Source organism: Undibacterium sp. 14-3-2 (assembly GCF_016595265.1).
Lineage (GTDB): Bacteria > Pseudomonadota > Gammaproteobacteria > Burkholderiales > Burkholderiaceae_D > Undibacterium > Undibacterium aquatile.
Window position 1 is genome coordinate 162,504 of sequence record NZ_JAENGS010000008.1, and the last position, 22,506, is coordinate 185,009.

Sequence of the window (22,506 nt, forward strand, 5' to 3'; positions counted from 1 at the left end):
TGGCAAAAAAGAAGGGATAAATGATTGGCACATCGAATTACACGTCACGCAAGAAAATTTCCTGAAGATCATTCAAAAATAACCTCCCCGTCGGGGTCGGTGAAATTGTCTGATGATCTCTTTGTATCAGTCCTTTTTTCTCCGCAAGTTGCAATTCTTTCTCTATTGAATTCAGCAGTAGACCAGTACGATCCTGAAATAAATTGACAGGAAACCCCTGATTCAAACGTAAGGCATTCAGCATAAATTCAAATGGCAAATCGCGTGCATCGATCTCATTCGACTCCTGCACTGCATTACCAGCCATACTCGCCTCAATAAATGCTTTCGGCTGTTTGAAGCGGGCCTGACGAATGATGCGATGTGGAAACGACAGTTTGGAATGAGCGCCTGCACCGATCCCCAGATAATCGCCAAAATTCCAGTAATTCTGATTATGCCGGGATGCTTTACCGGGTTGCGCATACGCCGACACTTCGTAGTTAACGTAGCCCGCGCCTGCCATCTTCGCGTGTATCAATTCCTGCATTTCTGCGCTTGTATCATCATCAGGAATTGCTGGCGGATATTTGGCAAAATAGGTATTCGGCTCTAACGTCAGGTGATACAGGGATAAATGTGGTGGAGCAAAAGACAGCGCCATCTCAATGTCTTGCTGCGTTTCAGTCAGCGTTTGCCCGGGCAACGCAAACATCAGATCGAGATTGAAATTATCAAAATGTGTTTTGGCAATATCAATTGCACGTTTAGCGTCATCACCGTTATGAATACGCCCCAAAGAAGCAAGGTGCTGTGAATTGAAACTTTGTATGCCTACCGATAAGCGATTAATTCCACTCTGTCTGAACGAGCGAAATTTTTCGGTTTCAAAAGTTCCGGGATTCGCTTCCAGCGTAATTTCTGCGACACCATCTATCGGTAATAATGTGCGGATATCCGACAACAAGCGATCAACACCTGCAGCCGACATCAGGCTTGGCGTGCCTCCGCCAATAAATACCGTATAAATTTTTCTGCCCCAGATCAGGGGCAGCGAAACTTCAAGGTCTGCGCGCAACGCCGCCAGATAAGCATCTTCGTCAAAACTTCCCTTTACTTCATGCGAATTAAAATCACAGTAAGGGCATTTTCTGACGCACCAGGGAAAGTGAATATACAAAGACAGCGGCGGCAACACCGACAGATTCAGACTGCCCGGAGACAAAAATTTTGTCGCAACATCTTGTGGAATTTGGGAGATATCCGTCGTTGGTCGCACTACGCCAGTTAACTGAGATACCGGTTTAATCGGAATCATTTATTTCAATTTCTCAAACAATGCACGCAATGCCTGTCCTCGGTGCGATAACTGATTTTTTTGCTCTGCTGATAGTTCCGCAACTGTTTTGTTCAGCGAAGGAATCCAGAAATGTGGATCATATCCGAAACCATTCTCACCACGCGCACTGGCAACAATTTCACCATTCCATATGCCATCAGCGATCACCGGCTGGGGATCGTGTTCTGAACGAACCAGAACCAGCACGCAATAATAATATGCTGATTTATCGGCCTTATTTTGCAGATCAGCGATCAGCTTTTGATTATTTCTGGAATCCGATTTCGGTTCACCGGCGTATCTGGCAGAAAATACCCCGGGAGCACCTTGCAGGGCATTCACGCAAATGCCTGAATCATCGGCCAGTGCGGGTAAACCTGTCAGTTTTGACGCGTGCCGGGCTTTGGCAAGCGCATTCTCCACAAAAGTGAAAAAAGGCTCATCCGCTTCCGGCACATCAAACTCTGACTGCGAATACAGCTCAACGCCAAGTGGCGAAAGTATCTGGTAAAACTCTTTCAGCTTGCCTTGATTATTGGAGGCCAATACGATTTTTTTTGTCATTACAATCTACTCAGTTTTCCAACAAACCGAGTACCTGTTTTTGCAAGTCGATGAGATCATTAATGCCACTTTCAGCAAGATCAAGCAATTGATTCATCGTGCCACGATCAAACGCGACGCCTTCGGCAGTTCCCTGAATTTCAATAAAATGCCCGGCATCGGTCATCACCACATTCATATCTGTATCACAACTAGAGTCCTCAGGATAATCAAGGTCCAACACCGGGAGCCCCTGATAAACACCGACAGAAACTGCAGCGACAAAATTTTTGAGCGGAACCTGCGCAATCACGCCATTTGCAACCAGTTTGGAAAAGGCGTCAAAGGCTGCGACCATTGCGCCAGAAATAGCAGCCGTACGCGTTCCGCCATCGGCCTGAATCACGTCACAATCGAGATGCAATGTGCGTTCGCCAAATGCGTTCAAATCAAATGCTGCACGTAAAGAGCGACCTATCAGACGCTGAATTTCCTGAGTACGTCCAGATTGCTTACCCTTGGCCGCTTCGCGATCCATACGCGTGTGCGTGGATCTTGGCAGCATACCGTATTCTGCAGTGAGCCAGCCCTGCCCTTTTCCTTTCAGAAAGCCAGGAACTTTATCTTCAATACTGGCCGTGCAAATCACGCGGGTATCGCCAAACTCTATCAGTACAGAACCCTCGGCATGTTTCGTAAAATGGCGGCTGATAACGACAGGCCGCAAAGCGTCCGCTGCACGGCCGCTAGGGCGTTGAATATGAGACATAAATTAATCTTTAGAAGTAATACGGGACGACTTATGGATCGCATTGCGGATTTCAGCAATCGCTTTTTCGATCTCTGCATCATTGAAAATATCGTGTTCTGCACTATCCGAAGCGACATCTGGATCAACAGGTGCCTGTATGGTAGTCGTAATGGAACCAATAGGTAAAGTATTGGTGGAAATAATGGAGGAATCCTCCAGTCTGTTATCGCCTTCCCACATCATTGCCAGCGCCGTCGTGTTATCGCTGTGTTTGCCAGCAATACTGACCGCTGAGCGTATCAGCTCCGGAATTGCACGAACAATGGTGTGTTCGTGCAAACGTTGAGCCAGCATATGATCTGGCAACATAGACCAGAAACCGTCTGAGCAAAGCAGAATAATATCGCCCGGCTGCAACGCAGCACGCCGTGAGAGTTCAACAATAGGGGCATTCGGCGCACCCAGACAGTTGAACAACTTATTGCGATCAGGATGTGTGTGACGCTCTGATGGATCCACCTTCCCCTGTGCAATCAGGGTTTCGAGACGAGAATGATCTTTTGTACGTAAGAGTATCTGCCCTTGACGCATCCAGTACAAACGGGAATCACCACAATGCGCCCAATAAGCGTACCCATTCTGAATCAGACAAGCAACGATGGTGGTGCGCGGGGTTTCCGGCAAATTATTCAACGTATGATAACGATGTATTTCCTGATGCGCCGCTAAAAAACTATCCTCCAGAAATCGCTCCGGGCGCCCAACCAAAGGATGTGCCTGCTGTTGAAAAAGCGAACCTATCGTCTGCATAGCGATGGCTGCCGCCATCTCGCCAAGGATATGACCGCCCATGCCATCTGCCAATAGCAACAAAATCGCATCACGGGTAAAGCTATATCCCATGCGATCCTGATTGACCTTGCGGCCGCCAATGTGACTTTCTTGATAAACGGAAAAGCGCATGAACAGTAGTAATGCTTTAAATAACAATTAATAAAAAAGGTAACCCGACAGTACGAGCACAAACATCGTTAATTCAATGTGCTTTCTTGTATCGTTGTATGGTCACTCTCTGGCTTCTTTTTCTTATATTTTTTAAGAAAAGACGTAATTTTCAATTTCATTTTGCCAAACGAACTCAGCTCTGGGGCTGGCTGTGCTTTTATCGCCAGTGCTTTTTGCAATGCAAATACGCTCTGTGGTCGCTCCAATGGATCAAGCTTCAGGCACCAGCGAACAACTTCAATCAGCTCAGGAGAATACATACCTTCCAGCTTGCGGAAATGCGCCTCCATTTTATCGTTGGTCAATCGCTGATCTGCAGGTTGAGGTGGAGCGCCTATCATGCACGCAAAAATAGAAGCGCCTATGCTGTAAATATCAGTCCAGGGGCCAAGGCTACCATTTTTTTGATATAACTCCGGGGCTGCAAAGCCGGGAGTGTACATTGGATACAATTTCGGGATATCTGTTTTCAATGTCTGACGCGCAGCGCCGAAATCCAGCAATATCGGTGTACCGTCAAGACGCAGATAAATATTTGCGGGTTTCAGGTCAAGATGCAGCAACTTATTGGTATGCACTTCGCGCAAACCATTCATCACCTGATTGAACATACGGCGGATGAAACGCTCTGATACCAGCGGTTTTTCACCTTTATCGCGACGACGTAAAATATGCTCCTGCAATGATCGTCCTGACTCATACGCCATCACCATATACACGGTTTCGTTCGCGCGGAAAAAATTAACAACGCTGACCACATTCGGATGTGAAATACGAGCAAGCGCCCGGCCCTCTTCAAAAAAACATTTCAAGCCGATGCGGTAGATCGGCAGATTTTCATTTGAAATTGCAGGCACAAGCTCACCTTGCTGACGCAAAGCAAGCGAACTCGGCAGATACTCTTTAATAGCAACTGCATTACCGTCTTCATCCGAAGCCAGATAGACAATACTGAAGCCACCGGAGGCAATTTTCTTTACAATGCGGTAACCGGCGATTTCCAGACCATCTGGCAAGGGGGCGTTATTTTGTGCAGCCATTGTTGTTTCCATCCTTTAGACAAAAGCGATTGTGTTGATAATCGCACTGTTTGTAAAGACTATAATGGTTTGTAACAACTTCTTACTCCCTTTTGCGCCCATCAGCATACTCTCTAAAAGGAAACAACTTGAGCATTTACAGCATGACTGGTTATGCGACCAGCACCCAGGAAACCGATGCAGGCACGATTACCATAGAAATCAAAAGTGTCAATTCCCGTTTTCTCGATCTGCAGTTCCGCATCAATGATGATTTTCGCTCTGTGGAATCATTATTCCGCGATGCGATCTCGCGCAAGTTAGCCCGCGGCAAGGTTGAATGTCGTTTCAGTTTCGGAAAAAAAACCACCGAAACCAGTAACAAAGCGCTGAACACAACCATACTCGGACAACTGGTCAGCTTCCAAAACAATTTGAAGAGTCATTTTCCCGACGCTGCTCCCTTCACCGTGAATGAATTGTTACGCTGGCCCGGAGTCATAGAGGAAGCTGAAATCAATGCCGACAGCCTGCAGAATACGATTATCCGTAGCATTAATGACACATTGGAAGCATTCATTACCAGCCGTGAGCGTGAAGGTGCAGCACTGGAGCAGGTACTGCTCAGCCGGGTAGCCGCGATGGAAGAAATCGTCGAAAGAATCAAGCCGCTGATGCCGCAAATGTTGCAGCAATTTCAGCAGAAATCGATTGCACGTCTCGAAGAAGCACTGGGATTAGCACAACCCGCCAATGGCAACGCCGCTGCCCAGACCATTACCCGCGAAGAAGCGTTCGACAGAATTCGTCAGGAAGTCACTGTATACGGCATACGCGTCGACGTTGCGGAAGAACTTGCCCGTTTATCCGCACATCTGACAGAGACACGCCACATTCTGAAAAAAGGCGGCCAGGTCGGCAAACGTCTGGACTTCATGATGCAGGAACTTAATCGCGAAGCCAATACACTAGGCTCCAAAGCGGCACTCAAAGAATTGGCCGATGCGTCAATGGAATTGAAACTGCTGATAGAGCAAATGCGCGAGCAGGTACAAAACCTTGAATAACGCGGTACATTTGCTTATACTGCCGCCGATATTTTAAGAAGCGACAATTCCGGCGGCACACAATGCCGCCGTTGTGTTTTTGTTGCCTCATGTTTCACTGACGATACCAACCAGAGATCCGTATGCGCCCTATCACATCCACTGCAGGCAGCCTGTTCATTGTTGCTGCGCCATCAGGCGCCGGCAAATCCACACTGGTAAATGCTTTACTGGCGCAGGAACCACAAATCAAGTTATCTATTTCATCGACGACACGTCCTCCGCGCCCGGGCGAACAGGATGGCCGCGAATATCATTTCACGACCGTCGAAGACTTTATTGCGCGTGAAAAAGCCGGAGAATTTCTCGAACATGCCGAAGTTCACGGTAATTACTACGGCACCTCCCGTCTGATCATTGAAGAGCAGATGCGCGCGGGTACGGATGTGTTGCTGGAGATTGACTGGCAAGGCGCGCAGCAGGTACGTAAACAATTTCCAGGTGCTGTCGGCATTTTCATTTTGCCGCCATCGATTCCGGCACTGGAAGAACGCCTGAAAAAACGAGGGCAAGACGAGCCTCACGTCATTACACGCCGGATTTTGGCCGCTGGCGGAGAAATGGCGCACTCGCCCGAGTTCGAATATGTTATTATCAACCAAGACTTTACCACTGCGTTGTCTGAATTGAACGCGATCGTTAAAGCGACCCGCTGCAGATTTACTCAACAGGCGACACGGAACAGCGAATTGTTTGCCCAGCTTGGCATCCACGCCAACCCGAATTAATTCAAAAAATTATTTGTATCATTTGTATTTAGGAAAAAATATGGCACGTATTACCATTGAAGACGCGTTGAAACAAATCCCTAACCGTTTCCAGCTGACACTGTGCGCAACCTATCGCGCACGCCAGTTATTGCAAGGTCACACACCAAAGGTTGAAGCAAAAGACAAACCAACCGTTGTTGCTCTGCGCGAAATCGCTGCCGGCAAAATCGGTATTGAGATGCTGAAAAAAGTTCCTATGTAATTTCGCGTTACGCGAAAAATCAAAGTACCCACCTTTATCGGCCGGAAAAAACAGAATGAACGCAACAGAAACCTCTTCATCTCTGAGCAAACCGGCCGAACCTGATACGGCCCCCCTTCCATCAGCGGCCACGCCGCAGAGCAGCGCAAAAAAAAACGCCGCAACTTCGACTGAAGCCAATGTAAAGGCCCCCGCGCCTGCACCTGTTGTCGGTGTTGCCTCAACGACGGCACTTTCCGCTCGTCTCGCAGAATACATGTCGCCGGGCGACCTCAAGCTGATTAAGGAGGCTTATCGTTTTTCTGATGAAAAGCATCTGGGTCAGGTGCGTAAATCCGGTGAGCCTTACATTTCGCATCCTATCGCTGTCGCCGAAATCTGCGCCGAATGGAAGCTGGATGTGCAAGCCATCATGGCGGCGCTGCTGCACGACGTCATGGAAGATCAGGATGTCAAAAAAGAAGAACTGATAGAGCGCTTCGGTGCGCCTGTAGCCACCTTGGTGGATGGTTTATCGAAACTCGAAAAAATCGAATTTCAGAGCCAGATCGAGGCGCAGGCGGAAAACTTCCGCAAAATGTTGCTGGCAATGGCGCGCGATGTGCGTGTGATTCTCGTTAAACTGGCAGACCGCCTGCACAATATGCGCACGCTGGGCGTGATGCGCTCAGAAAAAAAACGCCGCATCTCACGCGAAACAATGGACGTCTATGTGCCGATTGCGCATAGACTTGGCCTCAATAATATTTATCGCGAATTACAGGATTTAGCTTTCTCGCATTTGTATCCGATGCGCTACCGGACTTTGTCCAAAGCCGTGAAAGCCGCACGTGGTAATCGTCGTGAAGTCGTCAGCAAAATCCTGGAAGCAGTGAAGAACTCGCTGAAAGAAGCGGGTCTGAATGCGGAGGTCTATGGTCGCGAAAAAACGCTATATGGCATTTACCGCAAAATGCAGGATAAACATCTGAGTTTTTCTCAGGTATTAGATATTTACGGTTTTCGCATTGTTGTCGAAAATTTCCGCGAGAGTTATTACGCCCTCGGTACCCTGCATGCGCTGTACAAGCCCATGCTCGGCAAGTTTAAAGATTATATCGCCATTCCCAAAACCAACGGCTATCAATCGCTGCACACCACGTTGATCGGCCCGTATGGCACGCCGGTCGAGTTTCAGATTCGCACCCAGGAAATGCACCGCGTTGCCGAATCAGGCGTCGCAGCACACTGGCTCTACAAAGATGCTGAAGGTAGTCTGACGGATTTGCAGCAACGCACGCATGCGTGGCTGCAGTCTTTACTCGACATCCAGAAACAGACCGGCGATTCGGCAGAATTTTTAGAACACGTGAAGATCGATCTGTTCCCGGATTCGGTCTATGTATTCACACCGAAATCCAAGATCATCGCACTGCCACGTGGCGCCACGGCACTGGATTTTGCGTACAACATTCACACCGACATCGGCAATCAGGCGATTGCGACGCGCATCAATCACGAACCGGTACCGTTGCGCTCAGAATTAAAAAATGGCGACATCATCGAAATCATTACGTCACCCGGCTCTCGCCCGACACCGAACTGGCTGACTTATGTGCGTACCGGTAAAGCCCGTTCTGCGATTCGCCATTATCTGCGCACGATCAACCTGAATGAATCGACCGAACTGGGTAAACAGTTGCTCGCTCAGGCACTGGTGGCAGTCAATCTGAATCCGGAGTTACCGGGCACGCTGGTCGATAAATTACTCAATGAATCCACCGCCAAAGAGATGGATGAAATCTATACTGATATCGGTATAGGCAAACGTATGGCAACGCTGGTCGCACGACATATTCTGGATCTGGTCGAAGACGATTCGCCTTTCCCTTTCCAGCAATTCGGCGACAAACAAAATTACAAGCGCGAGCCTGTCATTATTTATGGCAGTGAAGGTTTATCAGTACAACTTGCGCCATGTTGTATGCCTATTCCGGGTGACAATATCATCGGCCAGTTAAAACGCGACCAGGGTCTGGTGGTGCATACCGATGACTGTGAACATGCAAAACGCATGCATTTCAAAGAACCTGACCGCTGGATCGACGTCACCTGGGGCGAAGAACTGAATCGCAGTTTTGATACCCGCATCATCGTCACTGTGAATAATGAACGCGGCGCATTAGCACGTATTGCCGCTGGCATCGGTGAATCGGAAGCAAATATCAGCCACGTGAATATGGAAGATGGCGATGCCAATGATATGACGAACATCCATTTCACGATTCAGGTGGAAGATCGCGGCCATCTGGCAAAGATTATGCGCAGCATCAAGCATCTGAGTGGCGTCATCCGCGTCGTGCGCGTCTGAACCATTTTTATATGCCCCCTCCTGCTTTACAACTGAAAACGGCAGTTTTTAATATACTCCCCCTGTTTTTAAAGAAAAACCCCTTATTGTCAGCGAATTGACTGGGCCTTTAAATATACTCCGGGGAGTATATTTACGTCAGTTTCCAGGATTTATCGTTCAATCATCCAGTTGCCGCAGACTAAATTGCCCCGGTTGCGCCATTGATCCCTGGGGCAATTACCTTGCAGAGCGCTGTGTTTATCGGCAGACCAACGCCCCGCAAAAAAACCGCTGAATACAATTCAATGCAGTTTTTTATGCATGCGCCGCAAGCCCAGCCAGACACAGACGGCAATCACGGGGATCAGGATTCCGGTCAGCAAATCTGGATTAATTTCCAGCCCCATGGCTTTCATGCCTTTGCCTGTGTATAAAAATAAGCCAGCAACGTAGTAACTGATCGCGGCGACAGACAGCCCTTCAACTGCCTGCTGCAAACGCAGTTGTTGTGCTGCCCGCGCATTCAGACTTTGCAAGATTTTGCGATTTTGCTGTTCCTGTACGATGCCGACACGGGTGCGCAATAAATCATTGGTATGCGCAATTCTGGCAGCCAGCGCTTCCTGTCTGCGTACAATCGCCTCACAGGTATGCATTGCCGGTGCGAGGCGACGCTCCATAAATTCTTCTATCGTAGGGATACCATCAATCCGCGACTCGCGCAGCTCGCCGATACGCGCGTTCACCAGACTGAAATACGCTTTGGACGCCGAAAAACGATAGCTGTTTTCCAGCGCCAGCTTTTCTATGCGCGCCGCCAGATCAATAATTTGCCGTAAGACACCCTGTTCAGCATCGGTATCAGCCAGCTCACCGTCACTGCCGCTTGCCAGCGTCATGGTGGACGTGATCTGCACCAACTCGTTTTCAATTGCATTCAACACTGGTGCGGCAGCCTGGGCTTGCGGCAGACCAAGTAAGGCGATCATGCGGTAGGTTTCAATTTCCAGTATGCGCTGCACAGTACGTCCCGCCTGCTGATCGAGAAACCCCTGATCCTTGACGATGAAACGGCTAAAACCGTCAGCCTGAATCAGAAAATCTGTCCAGACCTGACCGCGATCAATCACCTGGCTACCGACTAACACACTGCCTTCAAACATCCCGCGCATCGTTACCGTACCGGCCGGCGGCGTGGCATCGACAGGCGTAGTAGCAGGAATCAAGGCCACGTGGGCAGCCACCATCACTTTTCCTTGCAAGCCAGCCAGCCATTGTTGCGGCACATGACGTAGCGGCACTTTTGCAAACACTTGCGCAATATCCGATATTGCAGCGGCGGTCAGCGTTGATTCTTCCGGATTATCCAGAAACGTATAGGTCGCAAATTCGGTATGACATTCCCATTTCAGACGGAAGCGACCAAAATCATGGAAAAAATATTTAGCATCGCCACCGGGACAAGCGACACCAAAATATCCGCAAAATTCACTGAGTATCTGCAGTTGCACATGCAGATTATCGCCGTCGATGCGCCCCTGGTTATGCGCAAAGACCGCGATATGGGTCAGCACCTCAGGCGCGTTCAAGCGTAATGATGGGCGCGAATGAACTTCGGCAGCCAGAGGAATCCGCAAAGGATGGTTGATATCGGTATAGTTAAGTGCCATCGTGTATGCCGTATAAGTAGTAAATGAGGTTCGCAGTATGCTGATCGTTCTGAGTCAATTTATGCTGGATAAATGACATCCAGTATCGTCAGCTCATCGACTCCCGCCGGTGTTTTCAGTATCACAGTGTCCCCCGTACGCGCTTTGGTCAGCGCGCGGGCAACTGGCGAAATCCAGCTAATTTTTCCTTGCAGCGGATCAAATTCATCCACGCCGACAATAGTGATCGTAATTTCTTCACCCTGTAAATTTTCATAAACAATAGTTGCCCCGAAAAATATCTGATCGGAACCATGATGCACGCGAGGATCAACCACTTCCGCGATATCCAGACGCTTACTTAAAAAGCGTATGCGCCGGTCGATTTCACGCAAGCGTCGCTTCCCGTAGATGTAATCGCCGTTTTCAGAACGGTCGCCATTCGAAGCGGCCCAGGAAACAATACTCACCACTTCCGGGCGATCAACATCAATCAGACGCAAGAACTCGTCTTTCATCCGCTGATGGCCTTCCGGCGTCATGTAATTCTTCGCACCGGCAGGAATGGCAGGAGCGCCGATCTCTTCATCGTCGTCCTGCTCAGATTCTTTTATAAAAGCTTTGCTCATTTATTTTATCTTCTGCCGAAGCAGATCAAATTAATCATCATCTTCTTACCGCAGCTCTGCCATCCCTTATAAAATAAGCGATCGCGCTGTTCCGATCAACTCTGAACAATGATCACAGCGCAGATTCTGGCGAGTACCAAGACTTCTCACTGTAAAGTAAAACTCCCATAATAGCGAAGGTCTGAGATAGAAATGGAATATGCATGGCTGAATATGCGTCAATTAAGTTAATGATTGTGGATGACCGCGTGGTGGTCAGAGAAGGAATTAAAGGAATCATTGCCGCCACGTCTGATATTGCGGTCGTGGGCGAAGCAAGCAGCGGGCTCGATGCTGTGCGTTTATCCAGAAAACTCGATTACCATGTGATGGTGCTCGACATCGCACTTCCCGATAAAAATGGCATAGAAGTTCTGAAGCAAATTAAAACCGAAAAGCCGGAAGTCAATGTTTTGATGTTTTCGAATTTTCGCGAAGATCAGTATGCGATACGGTGCCTGAAGGCTGGCGCATCCGGTTATCTCAACGAGCATTGTGGCAGTGATGAGATCCTAGCTGCCATCCGACAAGTTTCGAATGGCTTGAAATACATCAGCACGGCACTGGCTCAGGAGTTGGCAAACAACCTGAATCAGGAGCATGAAGATGAACCACATAAAACACTGTCAGACCGTGAATTTCAGACTCTGACGATGATCGCATCGGGTAAATCGGTGAGTGACATTGCCAAAGAATTATCTTTGTCAGTAAAAACCATCAGTGAATACCGTGCGAGGATTCTGTTAAAGATGAAATTGCGGCACAATGCAGAACTGACACATTACGCAATCAAGAATCAGCTTGTCGATTGAGTATTTTTTGTTGTTTATCGTTTTGTTGTTTATCGTTCACCGCTTATCGTTTTTGACCAGACTACATGTCGACCAAACCTCCTTCGTCACAATTCAAAAGTCCCTCAGACATCGCACGTGAGACGTTTCGCCAATTAGCGATACAGAGGATTGCGCCGACCCCCGATGCTTACCGAAAACTATATAATGAAGTAGCAGGCATCAGCGAGGAAGCGCCTGCCTCAACGACTCCCGAAACGATACAACAAACTGTTAAACCTTCAGAGGCCGAAAATCTGTTGGCAAACTTTGCCAGCAGCCTGCAAGCATCACAAAGCGATTTATCTACTTTTGGCCATCGGTTCAGCCGCGCCGTTAAAACCGGCAACTGGGATGATTACAGTAAAGGCCTGGAACTGCTGACGCAACGCATTACGGAACCACCTGCTCCTACCAATCAGATCAGCCTCGTTGATCCTGCGCCTTCCGTGATCAGCAACTCTGCGCCAATTTCTTTGGTCGATATACCAGCGCAAGATGACCCATGCCGACGCGTACTGAAAGACTTACTGTATCGTACGCTGACATTAGCTCTCAGTTCCTTGCTGAAACCCAATCCAGCTCTTGCGACCGAATCGGAAGCATTGGGTCTGGCAGTCAGAGAAGCGAATAATGAGCCTGAATTAAATCAGGTTGCCAGCCGCCTGAAGCAACTTTGTTTTCAGATTGAACTGCAAAGCGGCGACAGCGCTGAGCAACATGAATTACTGCTGCGTTTATTCGATTTGTTACTGACGAATATTCACGATCTGCTCGACAACGACAACTGGCTGCGCGGTCAGATCGAAGTCGTGCAAAATCTGATTTCCGGCCCGATAGATCATCGTGCACTGCAGGAAGCAACCCGCAGCCTGAAAGACGTCATCTACAAACAGGGCGTGCTTAAAAATAGCATTGATGAGTCGAATACCTCTGTCAAAAATATGATGGCGGCGTTTATCGACAGACTCAATGCAATGGCAACTAGTGCCGGCGTCTATCAGGACAAGATGGATCTCTACGCAAACAAAATCAGAAACACCAGCGATGCCAACGAAGTCAGCAACATCATTGGCAACATTCTGGATGAAACCCGGGTCGTGCAGTCGGAAACCCTGCGCTCACGCGACATCATCGTCGCCGCGCAGAAAGAAGTCACCGAAGCTGCAGAAAAAATTAAAGGTCTCGAAGATAAGCTGGCGCAAATGAGTGAACTGGTACGCGAGGATCAGTTGACAGGCAGTCTGAACCGGCGCGGCATGGAAGATATTTTTGAACGTGAAGCTGATCGCGCAGACCGGCGCAGCACGCCGCTTTGTATCGCCATGCTGGATCTGGATAACTTCAAAAAACTCAATGATACTCACGGCCACAACGCCGGTGACGAAGCGCTGGTGCATCTGGTGCGGGTGGTGAAACAAACCTTGCGCTCCATTGACGTCATCGCCCGCTGGGGCGGTGAAGAATTCATCATTATCATGCCAGAGACCGGCTTAGAAGAAGCAGCCCAGGCGATGGTCAGAGTGCAGCGCGAACTGACCAAGCATTTCTTCACTGCAGATGAACAACGCCTGTTTATCACATTCAGCGCCGGCGTCGCCCTTCGTATGCCGCATGAAGCTCAGGAAATGCTGATCAAACGCGCTGACAAGGCGATGTATGAAGCAAAACAATCAGGGAAAAACCGGGTGGTCAAAGCAAACTGATACTGATACACACAAACGAACGAAACAAAAAGGCCGCTATATCGCGGCCATTTTTGTATTCACCATATGACTCAGCGGAACAGGCAACGCCTGTTTATTAGCACCGCGGCTTCGCGCATAGCATTAAGCAATCCGTTTGAGGAAACCATCCGGTGCAACTGTGATCTGCAATTTATGCTGCATCGCCTTGTCGATCTCAAATTCAGGATGTGTTTGCAAATACTGATGCACTGCTGTTTTGGGGCTATTCCCCGGCTGCCACGGGCGACTGTCAAATACATCTGCAGGAACATCTTCGACAAAGGTATCAAACACCACGCAGTAGCTGTCTTTGCTGACCAACGGTGCATACGCTTCAAGTTCAGCCAGGACGTGCTCATGGGTGTGATTCGAATCGAGAAAAACGATCACTTTTTGCTTATCTTTGGCGGCAGCATGTACTTGCGCGACAATCTCCGGTGCCACGCTTGAACCTTGCAGCATCGTGATACGTTTCGACATCGGGTGTTCCAGTATCGCCTGCTTATTGTGTTCACGAATATCGATATCAATGCCCAGAACGCGTGCATCCGGATTACCGCCACATGCAGCAATCAGCTCCAGCATAGACGCAGAAAAAATGATAGAGCCGCCATGTGCAATCCCTGTCTCGATGACCAGATCAGGCTGCACCGTCCACATCAGTTCCTGCACTGCCATGATATCTATCGGGTTCTGGATGATAGGACGTCCCAGCCACGAAAAATTATATACATACTGTTTGCGCATACTCTGCTCCAGCCAGTCGCGGGACTGCGCCTGAAACGCATGGTCTTGCCCAAGTTGTTCTATGCGCGCTGCGCGTTCGGCTTCAAATTGCTGAATAGGGTTCATGGTGTCTCGCAATAGTGTGAGTAAAGGGTAGGCAAATCCGTTGCCAGTTCGTGGTGAGACGCGCCGCAAAGCGCATGTAATTTTGCAACGTTCATGGTGGGAAACAAGATATCTGGCGCATTGTTTTGAAATTTGCAGCGTACTCCTTGCCTCTGCAAGATGCTGGCGATTTCGGCATTCGACACATTGCAGCCGCTGGCCAGATTATAAATTCCTGCTTCGCCGTGTTGTGCAATGATGGGCAGGCAGCGCACCACATCCTGTACCGCGATGTAATCTTTTTGCGATTGCGGCGAACTGCGGAAGACAACACATTTGTCTTTGGCTGCTGATGTCAGCACTTCGGACAAAAAATTCTGCGTTGGCATATGTAATCCATAGACATTCGATAAGCGAACGATCCGGACATCGCGCTGACTATTCAGACACAGGCTTTCGCCCATCAACTTGGAAATGTTATACAGATCGCCGGAAACGTGGGAACGTACCTGTAACGCCGCGCCTTCATCCGTCGCGCTTGCCCCGGCATATACCCGCGTACTGGACAAGTAAGTCAGGGTACGAAAAGAAGCCTGTTGCAATACGTTCGACAACAATGCGACATGCGCTTCCACCGTGTCATACGGCCGCTGACGAAAATCTGCCGTCAGACCAGCGCAGTAAAAGACGTGTCCAAGATCGCGTTGAAACAAGCTCACATCATCGCGCAACGGCACATCGCAGGTCCAGCCAAGACTGCGCAATTGCGCCTGTAAATGGCGCCCGACAAATCCTTGACCGCCAATCAGAGTGGCATGCATCGCTGCGGTCGGCACGCTCATTCACGCCACCCGACCCGACGTAAAGGAACGCCGACATTAATCGAAAAAGCGGGCACCTCAGAGCGCACGACAGAACCCGCGCCAATGACACAACCCTGCCGCAACACAGCGCCATCAAGAATCACACAATTAGCACCGATCCAGACATCATCTTCAATCACAATACCGCCCTTGCTTGGCAAGAAGCCCTGCTGATTGATCAGTCGGCTTTTATCCAGATACGCATGATTGACGGGGGCAAAAGTACAGTTTGCCGCGATCGCCACATCGTTGCCAATGCGAATGCCATTGCCTGTGTAGAGCACGCAACCTGAATTAATCGTGGTGCGCTCTCCGATCACAACATCACCGCTGCCGCCCGCGGGTTTGAATTTGACAAAGCTATCGATACTGGACAACGCACCGATAACGATGCGGGTGCCGCGCACAGAATCTTCAATATCTGCCAGCTTGGAAATACGCGCATCGGGATGAATTTCGATCACAATAAACTCCTTTACAGAAGATGCAATTGTGGAATGGCAACGACGAAACGGGCATTCCATTCTTTGACGGCAGCCAGATCATGCATGATTTCTTCCTGCAAATTCCACGGCAAAATCAGAATTCTGTCAGGTTTGTCGGCCAGCAAATGCGCCAGACTGACAATCGGAATCCGGCTACCGGGAAGAAACTTGCCCTGCTTGTGCGGATTAATATCCACCACATAAGGTAATAAGTCAGGCCGGATGCCGGAAAAATTCAGCAAAGTGTTTCCTTTGGCCGCCGCACCGTAGGCGGCAACGCGCAAATTCTGGCGCTGGCAATCGAGCAGGAATTGCAGCAGATCGAATTTCGCCTGCTCCGCCCTGCTTTGCACATCACGGTAAAATGGCAGCGCATTCATACCCGCATCACGCTCTTTAGCGAGAATATCGCCAACGCCAGGCAGCACGGCTCTGGCTTTGACATCGGCACGTTGCGCCAGCACACGCAAACTGCCGCCATGTGTAGGCCACTCCTGCACATCAATGATCTGCAAACCATTACGCTCGAATATCGTTTGCACCGCATGCAAAGACAAATACGAATAATGTTCGTGGTACGCAGTATCAAACTGATTTTGCTGCACCATATTGAGCAGGTGCGGAAACTCAAAACTCGCCACGCCTGCGGGTTTTAACAGCAGCACGAATCCGGCAACAAAGTCATTAATATCAGGTACATGTGCCAGCACATTGTTGGCCACAGTCAGATCCGCCGATTGCCCTTGCGCGACCAGTTCTGCGGCAAGCTCACGCCCGAAAAAGCGCTCAACGACCGGAATACCTTTGGCTCGCGCAGCATTGGCGGTGCTCTGCGTAGGCTCAATACCCAGGCAGGGAATGTCTGCTGCCTTTACATATTGCAACAGATAACCATCATTCGCCGCCACTTCCACCACCAGACTCTGGGAATCAAGCGTCAGTTGCGTGCGCATGGTCGAGACAAACTGTTCGGCGTGACGTAACCAGCTCGACGAACATGAGCTGAAATAAGCATAGTCGGCATCAAACAGATTTTCGCGTCCGGTAAAATCCAGTGTTTGCACCAGCCAGCATGCATCGCACACCATCAAAGTCAATGGCAGCCAGACTTCAGCCTGATGCAAGGCTTCCGCAGTCAGGTAAGCATTCGACGGCGGCGCGCTCCCCAGATCCAGAAAAGGCTGTGTCAGAGCCTGACCACAATGCCGACATTTCATACGCTCACTCCCTCAAAATCTTCATCCAGCAACAGCCACTGCCGGTCTTTGTCAGACATCGCCGTCACCGGTAAAGGCCAGCCTATCGCCAGCCGCTCGTCAAACACATTCAAGCCCATTTCCGCCGTCGGCTGATAGGCGTGACTATGGCAATACAACATTTCAACATGATCCGTCAGTGTCTGAAAACCATGCGCAAACCCCTGTGGTATCAGGAATGAGCGCTTATTCTCGGCAGACAGCACTTCGGCATGCCATTGCAAAAACGTAGGGGAATCTTTACGCAGATCGACGGCGACATCCCAGACCGCTCCTTGCAGACAGGTAATCAGTTTCATTTCAGCGTGCGGGGGTAATTGCAAATGTAAGCCGCGCACACTGCCCTTTTCCAGCGTCTGTGTGTGATTCACTTGCGCGACACCCTGCGTCCAACCGAATTCCACCAGTTCTTCTGCGCAAAACAGGCGCTGAAAATAGCCGCGCGCATCCGCCAGCGGCCGACGCTGCAAGAGCGACAAACCGATGATCGGCGTCGTCAACAGTTCAAATCGTTGTGCCATACATTTTTATCTTCATCAGCCCGACATTCACTATCCTGATTTGGCGTTATCACTGCCTGTTTTCATATACCCCCCCACTTTTGAGAAATTTCCCTCTCATCTCCTTGAAAATAAAGGAGCTTGAAATATACCCGGGGGAGTATATAGAAGCCATTTTCCTGACTTTTTCCTGATTTTTTCCTACTCGCACTTACCTTTACACCGGATTTTCTGGCAGCCTCCTTATTCTGTACCGAGTAAAAATGCGTCCAGATCGCGCTCGCACAAATCGCTGGCGCTCACGCCTTGCTCAAAATCGCGATACCAGCACATCGTTCGACGCACCGCGCTCTGCAAATCCCAGCGTGCGCGTATGCCCAATTCACGCCGAGCCTTGCTGACATCCAGCGCCAGTAAACCTGCTTCATGCGGACCAATGATGTCGTGAGCAAAATCCACCTCACCGCCACCATAAGCGCCCTGCGCCAGCTCGACGACTTCACGCACGGTGGCGACTTCGTCGGGCCCGAAATTCCAGGCCTCAGCCAAGCCCGGCAAATGGTAAGCCCGTTGCGCCAGGGTCAGATAAGCCGAGACGGGCTCCAGTACATGTTGCCACGGCCGCACTGATTCCGGGCGACGTATCTGCAGACGTTCATGCCTTTGCCATGCACGTACTGCATCCGGTAGCAAGCGATCTTCCGACCAGTCGCCACCACCGATCACATTACCCGCTCTGGCGACCGCCACCGTCATGCCCTGCTCTGCCAGAAATGCCGAGCGATATCCGGCGATGACTAATTCAGAAGCGGCTTTACTCGCGCTGTACGGATCGTGGCCACCCAGTTCAGCGGTTTCCGGATACGGCGTCAACAACTCGCGGTTACGATAGACTTTATCAGTCGTCACCATCAGCGCCACGCGGACGCTGTCGACGCCGCGCAAAGCATCCAGCACGTTGGCGGTGCCCATCACATTACTGGAGAAGGTATCGAGCGGATCTTTATAACTAGGCCGCACCAGCGCTTGCGCCGCGAGATGCAAAACTATTTCCGGCTGACTTTCGGCCACGATCTGACGCACCAGCGCAGCATCGCGGATATCGCCGATGTGACTTTGCATGCGACCTGCCAAGCCCAGCGCATCAAATAAATCAGGCGAGGTACGCGGCGCCAGTGCCAGTCCAGTCACTGTCGCGCCCATACGCAGCAACCAGAATGCCAGCCATGCGCCTTTAAAACCAGTGTGCCCGGTCAGCAATACCCGTCGCCCCTGCCAGAAACTGGGTTCAGGTGCAGGAAATGCGCTGATTGCCCCAGGACTGACTAAGCCGGGATTTACCATGTTCGCCATGGCGCCTGCCCTGATTGCCACAAATCTTCCAACAGATTTTTCTCGCGCAGCGTATCCATAGGCTGCCAGAAACCAGCGTGTTCGTAAGCCATGAGTTGCTGCTGTTGCGCTAATCTGGCCAAGGGCTCCGCTTCCCAGCTGACGCTGTCGTCACCAATAAAATCGAGCACTTTGGGAGACAGCACAAAATAACCGCCATTAATCCAGCCGCCATCACCGCGAGGTTTTTCCGTAAAACCGGCGACCTGATCGCCGTCACGCTCCAGCGCACCGTAGCGCCCCGGTGGTAACACCGCCGTGACAGTTGCAAGCTTGCCGTGATTTTTATGAAATGCGATTGAGGCAGCGATATCGAGATCAGACACACCGTCGCCATAAGTGAAGCAAAATGCTTCTTCATCCTGCACATAGCGCGCCACACGTTTGAGCCGCCCGCCCGTCATCGTGTCTTCGCCGGTGTCCACCAGCGTGACCTTCCAGGGTTCGGCATGTCTTTCGTGCACTTCCATACGATTGTGCTGCATATCGAAGGTGACATCCGACATGTGCAAAAAGTAGTTCGCAAAATACTCTTTGATCAGATAGCCTTTATAGCCACAGCAGATCACAAATTCATTCACCCCATGCGCTGAGTAGCTCTTCATGATGTGCCACAAAATCGGATGACCGCCGATTTCTATCATCGGCTTGGGCTTCAGATGAGTTTCTTCTGATATCCGCGTTCCCAGACCACCCGCCAGAATCACTGCTTTCATTGCGCATTCTCCTTGCAGTAAATCTCCCACATGCCGCGATAGGCTTTTTCAACATCGCGGGCAAAACCTGGCTCATCCATTAATGGTGATGCCTCCATCTCGGCGCGCAGCGTCTGCCGTAAATGCACAAGGCCATCAACATCGTGTGCGAGGATCAGCGCTTTCTGCGCATATTCCATTTCGGTTTGTGCTACCCATTCGTCGCGGCCCATCCCCCTTAACACGCTGGCACCAATACGTCCGACGGATGGACGATCAGCCAGTGTAATGAAAGGAATACCCATATAAATACTCTCCAGCAGCGTCGTACCGGAATTATGCGGAAAACAGTCGAGTCCGATATCAATTTGCTTCAAGACTTCCCACGATGGGCTGGTAAAACCGATCTCCAGCCGGGACCTGTCGATGCCGTATTGCATGAAACGCGATGCCATTTCATCCTGCACTTTGACGTCTTTAAAGTCACCGCTGTTAATAATCAGGCGGGAATTCGGCATCGCGTCCAGTATCGCTGACCAGACCTTCACAACCTTATGATTGATACGGACTGAGCGCGACAGGCTACCAAAAGTAATCACGCCCGTTTCGAGCACCGGTGGCGGCACCAGTTCCGCTTTACGTACATCCGGACGATAGGTATACGCTGGCCCATCCAGACACCAGACTTTTTCAGAAAACAGGTGAGCGCAGTTATCAGTAACCGTAGCTTTATCCGTCAGGTAATAATCAATCGCCGTCAAACCCGTGGTGTAGCCGTATTCCAGCCAATGCAGCGAAACCGGCGCAGGTTTGCGCGCAAAGACACCCAGTCGGTTACTGTTGGTGTGTCCGGCAACGTCGATCAACACATCAATACCATCTGCGCGGATACGTTCTGCCAGTTCGGCATCGGTCATTTCGCGGGTGTAGATCCAGTGATCAACCGACTTTTTATAATATTCCGTTGTTTCATCTTCAAACGGTGGATTCGCATACGCATAAACTTCGACCTGACTCTTATCGTGCTTTTCAAGCAAAGGCAGCAGAAAATATTTACAGACCTGGTTATAAAACGCCTGCGCGACATACCCGACCTTCAAACGTTTATTTGGATCGCGTACGTTATCAAAAGGACGCCAGAAGACTTTATTTGGCAAACCAAAACGCTGATCAAAATCCTGATACGCGCCGAAAATGGCTTCTGCGGGTAAATCGGGGTGGTAATTTAAGCAGAACAGTAAATTGCTGAATATTTTGCGATTAAACGAAGACTGCGAGTCTTTTTTAAATGACAGCGCCCGCATATAGGCCTCAATCGCAGGATCGAGATGATTAGCCTCGCGCAGGGCATCGCCGTAGCCACCCCAGAATTCCGGGATATTCGCGCAACGATCCATCGCTTCATTACCGCATTCAATCGCACGCTGTACCTCGCCATTCTGTCTCAGCGCGTCGATCAGGTTCGGATACACCTGAATCAGATCAGGCTGCAATTCCAGTGCAGTATAAAAACACTTGATGCCCTCGCTGTATTGATTATTCTCACGATATGCCAGGCCTAAATTATTGTGAACATAAGCAAGACCGGGATTAAGACGTACCGCAATCTGCAAAGTATCTACAGCAGCCTGCGTCTGCCCTATCATCCGTAAGGCATTGCCAAGATTATTCTGCGCCACCACCATCGCCGGATCAATTGAGACTGCTTTCCGCAAATAAGTAGCTGCCTCGGCACAACGCTCCAAAGATATCAGCGCGTTACCAATATTCGCCAGCACATGAGGATTGTTCGGCAATAGTGCCACGGCGTGTTGAAGCGCCTCATAAGCTTCGGGATATTTCCCCTGTTCCAGGCGGCTGATGCCAAGGTAATCCCAGGCAATACCATCTTTAGGATTAAATCCGGTCAGCCACAGACTGGCAATTTCAAGCTGTTCAAATGAACGACTCTGTATATAACGATTAAGAACCTGATAATAAGCATGCTTATCTGCGTTGAATTGCTGCGCACCTGAAAACGCTTTTTGTAAAAAAAGTAGCGATTCCTCATTCAAGCCGCCTTCAAAAGCTAATTTGGCGAGAAAGTAATTGGCGTCCTGATGCAAAGGATATTGCTGAACAATCCGGAGACAGAGTGCTTTCGCTTTTTCTGCCTGATTAGCCTTATACAAAGCCTTTGCTTCTTTAAATGCATTTCCGGGGTGCAAGCCGACTTTACTCATTATCTATTCTCTTTAAGGTGGCAAAGACCAAAAACATGACCAAAAAAATAATTCCCGAGGACATTATGATCATCGAAATTCATTTTAAAGGGAAAAAATAAATGCTTAAGCCCGAATAAAGGGGTGAAAGATATTTAAATTAAGCCCTCAAGAAATTTTAAAAGCTGTCGTTGAGCGGAATATCACGAAAAACTTAAGCAAAAAAAATAGTATTTATTTGCGGAAACTAGCTAAAAGTTTTTGATTCCCGTCCGTAACCCTTTACAACGGCGGTGCAACAGTCAACAGACAGACCGAAGTTTGAGGTTTTAACGCCGAATTTAATAACTTAGGTAAGGAGTA

At 49.6% G+C, this 22,506-nt stretch carries 21 protein-coding genes; 6 read left to right on the forward strand and 15 right to left on the reverse strand.

The genetic code is table 11. The features are described from left to right. Window positions 1-37: 37 nt before the first annotated feature. The 5 genes from hemW to Undi14_RS17110 form a co-directional block, all read right to left on the reverse strand. On the reverse strand, window positions 38-1,297 hold the full coding sequence (gene hemW / locus Undi14_RS17090) for a radical SAM family heme chaperone HemW (protein ID WP_200181809.1): 1,260 nt from the start codon (window positions 1,295-1,297) through the stop codon (window positions 38-40). Continuing rightward, the gene (rdgB, locus tag Undi14_RS17095; RefSeq protein ID WP_200181811.1) at window positions 1,298-1,882 is read right to left on the reverse strand and encodes an RdgB/HAM1 family non-canonical purine NTP pyrophosphatase; all 585 of its coding nucleotides are present in this window, start codon (window positions 1,880-1,882) and stop codon (window positions 1,298-1,300) included. It lies immediately after the preceding gene. A gap of 10 nt (window positions 1,883-1,892) precedes the next feature. After that, entirely contained in the window at window positions 1,893-2,630 is a 738-nt protein-coding gene (gene rph / locus Undi14_RS17100) for a ribonuclease PH (protein WP_200181814.1), read from the reverse strand. A 3-nt stretch (window positions 2,631-2,633) separates the two neighbouring features. Next, window positions 2,634-3,575, reverse strand: a complete 942-nt coding sequence (locus Undi14_RS17105; RefSeq protein ID WP_186883490.1) for a PP2C family serine/threonine-protein phosphatase — start codon at window positions 3,573-3,575, stop codon at window positions 2,634-2,636. A 68-nt stretch (window positions 3,576-3,643) separates the two neighbouring features. Then, the gene (locus Undi14_RS17110) at window positions 3,644-4,657 is read right to left on the reverse strand and encodes a serine/threonine-protein kinase (protein WP_186898405.1); all 1,014 of its coding nucleotides are present in this window, start codon (window positions 4,655-4,657) and stop codon (window positions 3,644-3,646) included. A 143-nt stretch (window positions 4,658-4,800) separates the two neighbouring features. Here Undi14_RS17110 and Undi14_RS17115 point away from each other — a divergent pair, with 143 nt between their 5' ends. From Undi14_RS17115 to Undi14_RS17130, 4 genes are all read left to right on the forward strand, one after another. Next, entirely contained in the window at window positions 4,801-5,703 is a 903-nt protein-coding gene (locus Undi14_RS17115; RefSeq protein WP_200181866.1) for a YicC/YloC family endoribonuclease, read from the forward strand. 122 nt (window positions 5,704-5,825) lie between these two features. Continuing rightward, window positions 5,826-6,470: a guanylate kinase gene (gene gmk / locus Undi14_RS17120; RefSeq protein ID WP_200181816.1), complete on the forward strand. Its 645-nt coding sequence runs from the start codon at window positions 5,826-5,828 to the stop codon at window positions 6,468-6,470. Between the two features lie 40 nt (window positions 6,471-6,510). Continuing rightward, window positions 6,511-6,714: a DNA-directed RNA polymerase subunit omega gene (gene rpoZ, locus Undi14_RS17125; RefSeq protein ID WP_186883493.1), complete on the forward strand. Its 204-nt coding sequence runs from the start codon at window positions 6,511-6,513 to the stop codon at window positions 6,712-6,714. A gap of 55 nt (window positions 6,715-6,769) precedes the next feature. Beyond that, window positions 6,770-9,064 carry a bifunctional (p)ppGpp synthetase/guanosine-3',5'-bis(diphosphate) 3'-pyrophosphohydrolase gene (locus Undi14_RS17130; RefSeq protein ID WP_200181818.1) on the forward strand — a complete coding sequence of 765 codons (2,295 nt, stop codon included), beginning with the start codon at window positions 6,770-6,772 and terminating at the stop codon, window positions 9,062-9,064. A 284-nt stretch (window positions 9,065-9,348) separates the two neighbouring features. Here Undi14_RS17130 and Undi14_RS17135 read toward each other — a convergent pair whose 3' ends face one another. Together Undi14_RS17135 and greB are read right to left on the reverse strand one after the other, a co-directional pair. Next, the gene (locus Undi14_RS17135; RefSeq protein WP_200181820.1) at window positions 9,349-10,716 is read right to left on the reverse strand and encodes a DUF3422 family protein; all 1,368 of its coding nucleotides are present in this window, start codon (window positions 10,714-10,716) and stop codon (window positions 9,349-9,351) included. Between the two features lie 59 nt (window positions 10,717-10,775). Beyond that, a complete protein-coding gene (gene greB, locus Undi14_RS17140) occupies window positions 10,776-11,324 on the reverse strand; it encodes a transcription elongation factor GreB (RefSeq protein WP_186883496.1) in 549 nt (182 codons plus the stop codon). 203 nt (window positions 11,325-11,527) lie between these two features. On the opposite strand from greB, the gene Undi14_RS17145 reads away from it, so the two are divergent. Together Undi14_RS17145 and Undi14_RS17150 are read left to right on the forward strand one after the other, a co-directional pair. Continuing rightward, a complete protein-coding gene (locus Undi14_RS17145; protein WP_200181822.1) occupies window positions 11,528-12,175 on the forward strand; it encodes a response regulator transcription factor in 648 nt (215 codons plus the stop codon). A 65-nt stretch (window positions 12,176-12,240) separates the two neighbouring features. Further along, window positions 12,241-13,899, forward strand: a complete 1,659-nt coding sequence (locus Undi14_RS17150) for a GGDEF domain-containing protein (RefSeq protein ID WP_200181824.1) — start codon at window positions 12,241-12,243, stop codon at window positions 13,897-13,899. Between the two features lie 123 nt (window positions 13,900-14,022). On the opposite strand, the gene Undi14_RS17155 is transcribed toward Undi14_RS17150, so the two are convergent. From Undi14_RS17155 to Undi14_RS17190, 8 genes are all read right to left on the reverse strand, one after another. Next, window positions 14,023-14,772 (reverse strand): cephalosporin hydroxylase family protein, encoded by a 750-nt coding sequence (locus tag Undi14_RS17155; protein WP_200181827.1) that lies wholly within the window; start codon window positions 14,770-14,772, stop codon window positions 14,023-14,025. Next, the gene (locus tag Undi14_RS17160) at window positions 14,769-15,593 is read right to left on the reverse strand and encodes an NAD(P)-dependent oxidoreductase (RefSeq protein WP_200181828.1); all 825 of its coding nucleotides are present in this window, start codon (window positions 15,591-15,593) and stop codon (window positions 14,769-14,771) included. Before Undi14_RS17160 ends, Undi14_RS17155 begins: the two co-directional genes overlap by 4 nt. Beyond that, window positions 15,590-16,078, reverse strand: a complete 489-nt coding sequence (locus Undi14_RS17165) for an acyltransferase (protein ID WP_200181831.1) — start codon at window positions 16,076-16,078, stop codon at window positions 15,590-15,592. The genes Undi14_RS17160 and Undi14_RS17165 overlap by 4 nt, the downstream gene beginning before the upstream one ends. Window positions 16,079-16,089: 11 nt before the next feature. After that, on the reverse strand, window positions 16,090-17,316 hold the full coding sequence (locus Undi14_RS17170) for a class I SAM-dependent methyltransferase (RefSeq protein ID WP_200181833.1): 1,227 nt from the start codon (window positions 17,314-17,316) through the stop codon (window positions 16,090-16,092). Then, window positions 17,313-17,876 carry a dTDP-4-dehydrorhamnose 3,5-epimerase family protein gene (locus Undi14_RS17175; RefSeq protein ID WP_200181835.1) on the reverse strand — a complete coding sequence of 188 codons (564 nt, stop codon included), beginning with the start codon at window positions 17,874-17,876 and terminating at the stop codon, window positions 17,313-17,315. Before Undi14_RS17175 ends, Undi14_RS17170 begins: the two co-directional genes overlap by 4 nt. A 222-nt stretch (window positions 17,877-18,098) precedes the next feature. Beyond that, window positions 18,099-19,208 (reverse strand): CDP-glucose 4,6-dehydratase, encoded by a 1,110-nt coding sequence (gene rfbG / locus Undi14_RS17180; RefSeq protein ID WP_234030662.1) that lies wholly within the window; start codon window positions 19,206-19,208, stop codon window positions 18,099-18,101. Then, the gene (gene rfbF / locus Undi14_RS17185; protein ID WP_190478325.1) at window positions 19,193-19,963 is read right to left on the reverse strand and encodes a glucose-1-phosphate cytidylyltransferase; all 771 of its coding nucleotides are present in this window, start codon (window positions 19,961-19,963) and stop codon (window positions 19,193-19,195) included. Before rfbF ends, rfbG begins: the two co-directional genes overlap by 16 nt. Next, on the reverse strand, window positions 19,960-22,164 hold the full coding sequence (locus Undi14_RS17190) for a glycosyltransferase family 41 protein (protein WP_200181837.1): 2,205 nt from the start codon (window positions 22,162-22,164) through the stop codon (window positions 19,960-19,962). The genes rfbF and Undi14_RS17190 overlap by 4 nt, the downstream gene beginning before the upstream one ends. Between the last annotated feature and the right edge of the window lie 342 nt (window positions 22,165-22,506).

Coding starts and splice junctions, on each gene's coding strand:
- hemW (WP_200181809.1), bottom strand. CDS start 1,297: ATGATTCCGATTAAACCGGTATCTCAGTTAACTGGCGTAGTGCGACCA.
- rdgB (WP_200181811.1), bottom strand. CDS start 1,882: ATGACAAAAAAAATCGTATTGGCCTCCAATAATCAAGGCAAGCTGAAA.
- rph (WP_200181814.1), bottom strand. CDS start 2,630: ATGTCTCATATTCAACGCCCTAGCGGCCGTGCAGCGGACGCTTTGCGG.
- Undi14_RS17105 (WP_186883490.1), bottom strand. CDS start 3,575: ATGCGCTTTTCCGTTTATCAAGAAAGTCACATTGGCGGCCGCAAGGTC.
- Undi14_RS17110 (WP_186898405.1), bottom strand. CDS start 4,657: ATGGCTGCACAAAATAACGCCCCCTTGCCAGATGGTCTGGAAATCGCC.
- Undi14_RS17115 (WP_200181866.1), top strand. CDS start 4,801: ATGACTGGTTATGCGACCAGCACCCAGGAAACCGATGCAGGCACGATT.
- gmk (WP_200181816.1), top strand. CDS start 5,826: ATGCGCCCTATCACATCCACTGCAGGCAGCCTGTTCATTGTTGCTGCG.
- rpoZ (WP_186883493.1), top strand. CDS start 6,511: ATGGCACGTATTACCATTGAAGACGCGTTGAAACAAATCCCTAACCGT.
- Undi14_RS17130 (WP_200181818.1), top strand. CDS start 6,770: ATGAACGCAACAGAAACCTCTTCATCTCTGAGCAAACCGGCCGAACCT.
- Undi14_RS17135 (WP_200181820.1), bottom strand. CDS start 10,716: ATGGCACTTAACTATACCGATATCAACCATCCTTTGCGGATTCCTCTG.
- greB (WP_186883496.1), bottom strand. CDS start 11,324: ATGAGCAAAGCTTTTATAAAAGAATCTGAGCAGGACGACGATGAAGAG.
- Undi14_RS17145 (WP_200181822.1), top strand. CDS start 11,528: ATGGCTGAATATGCGTCAATTAAGTTAATGATTGTGGATGACCGCGTG.
- Undi14_RS17150 (WP_200181824.1), top strand. CDS start 12,241: ATGTCGACCAAACCTCCTTCGTCACAATTCAAAAGTCCCTCAGACATC.
- Undi14_RS17155 (WP_200181827.1), bottom strand. CDS start 14,772: ATGAACCCTATTCAGCAATTTGAAGCCGAACGCGCAGCGCGCATAGAA.
- Undi14_RS17160 (WP_200181828.1), bottom strand. CDS start 15,593: ATGAGCGTGCCGACCGCAGCGATGCATGCCACTCTGATTGGCGGTCAA.
- Undi14_RS17170 (WP_200181833.1), bottom strand. CDS start 17,316: ATGAAATGTCGGCATTGTGGTCAGGCTCTGACACAGCCTTTTCTGGAT.
- Undi14_RS17175 (WP_200181835.1), bottom strand. CDS start 17,876: ATGGCACAACGATTTGAACTGTTGACGACGCCGATCATCGGTTTGTCG.
- rfbG (WP_234030662.1), bottom strand. CDS start 19,208: ATGGCGAACATGGTAAATCCCGGCTTAGTCAGTCCTGGGGCAATCAGC.
- rfbF (WP_190478325.1), bottom strand. CDS start 19,963: ATGAAAGCAGTGATTCTGGCGGGTGGTCTGGGAACGCGGATATCAGAA.
- Undi14_RS17190 (WP_200181837.1), bottom strand. CDS start 22,164: ATGAGTAAAGTCGGCTTGCACCCCGGAAATGCATTTAAAGAAGCAAAG.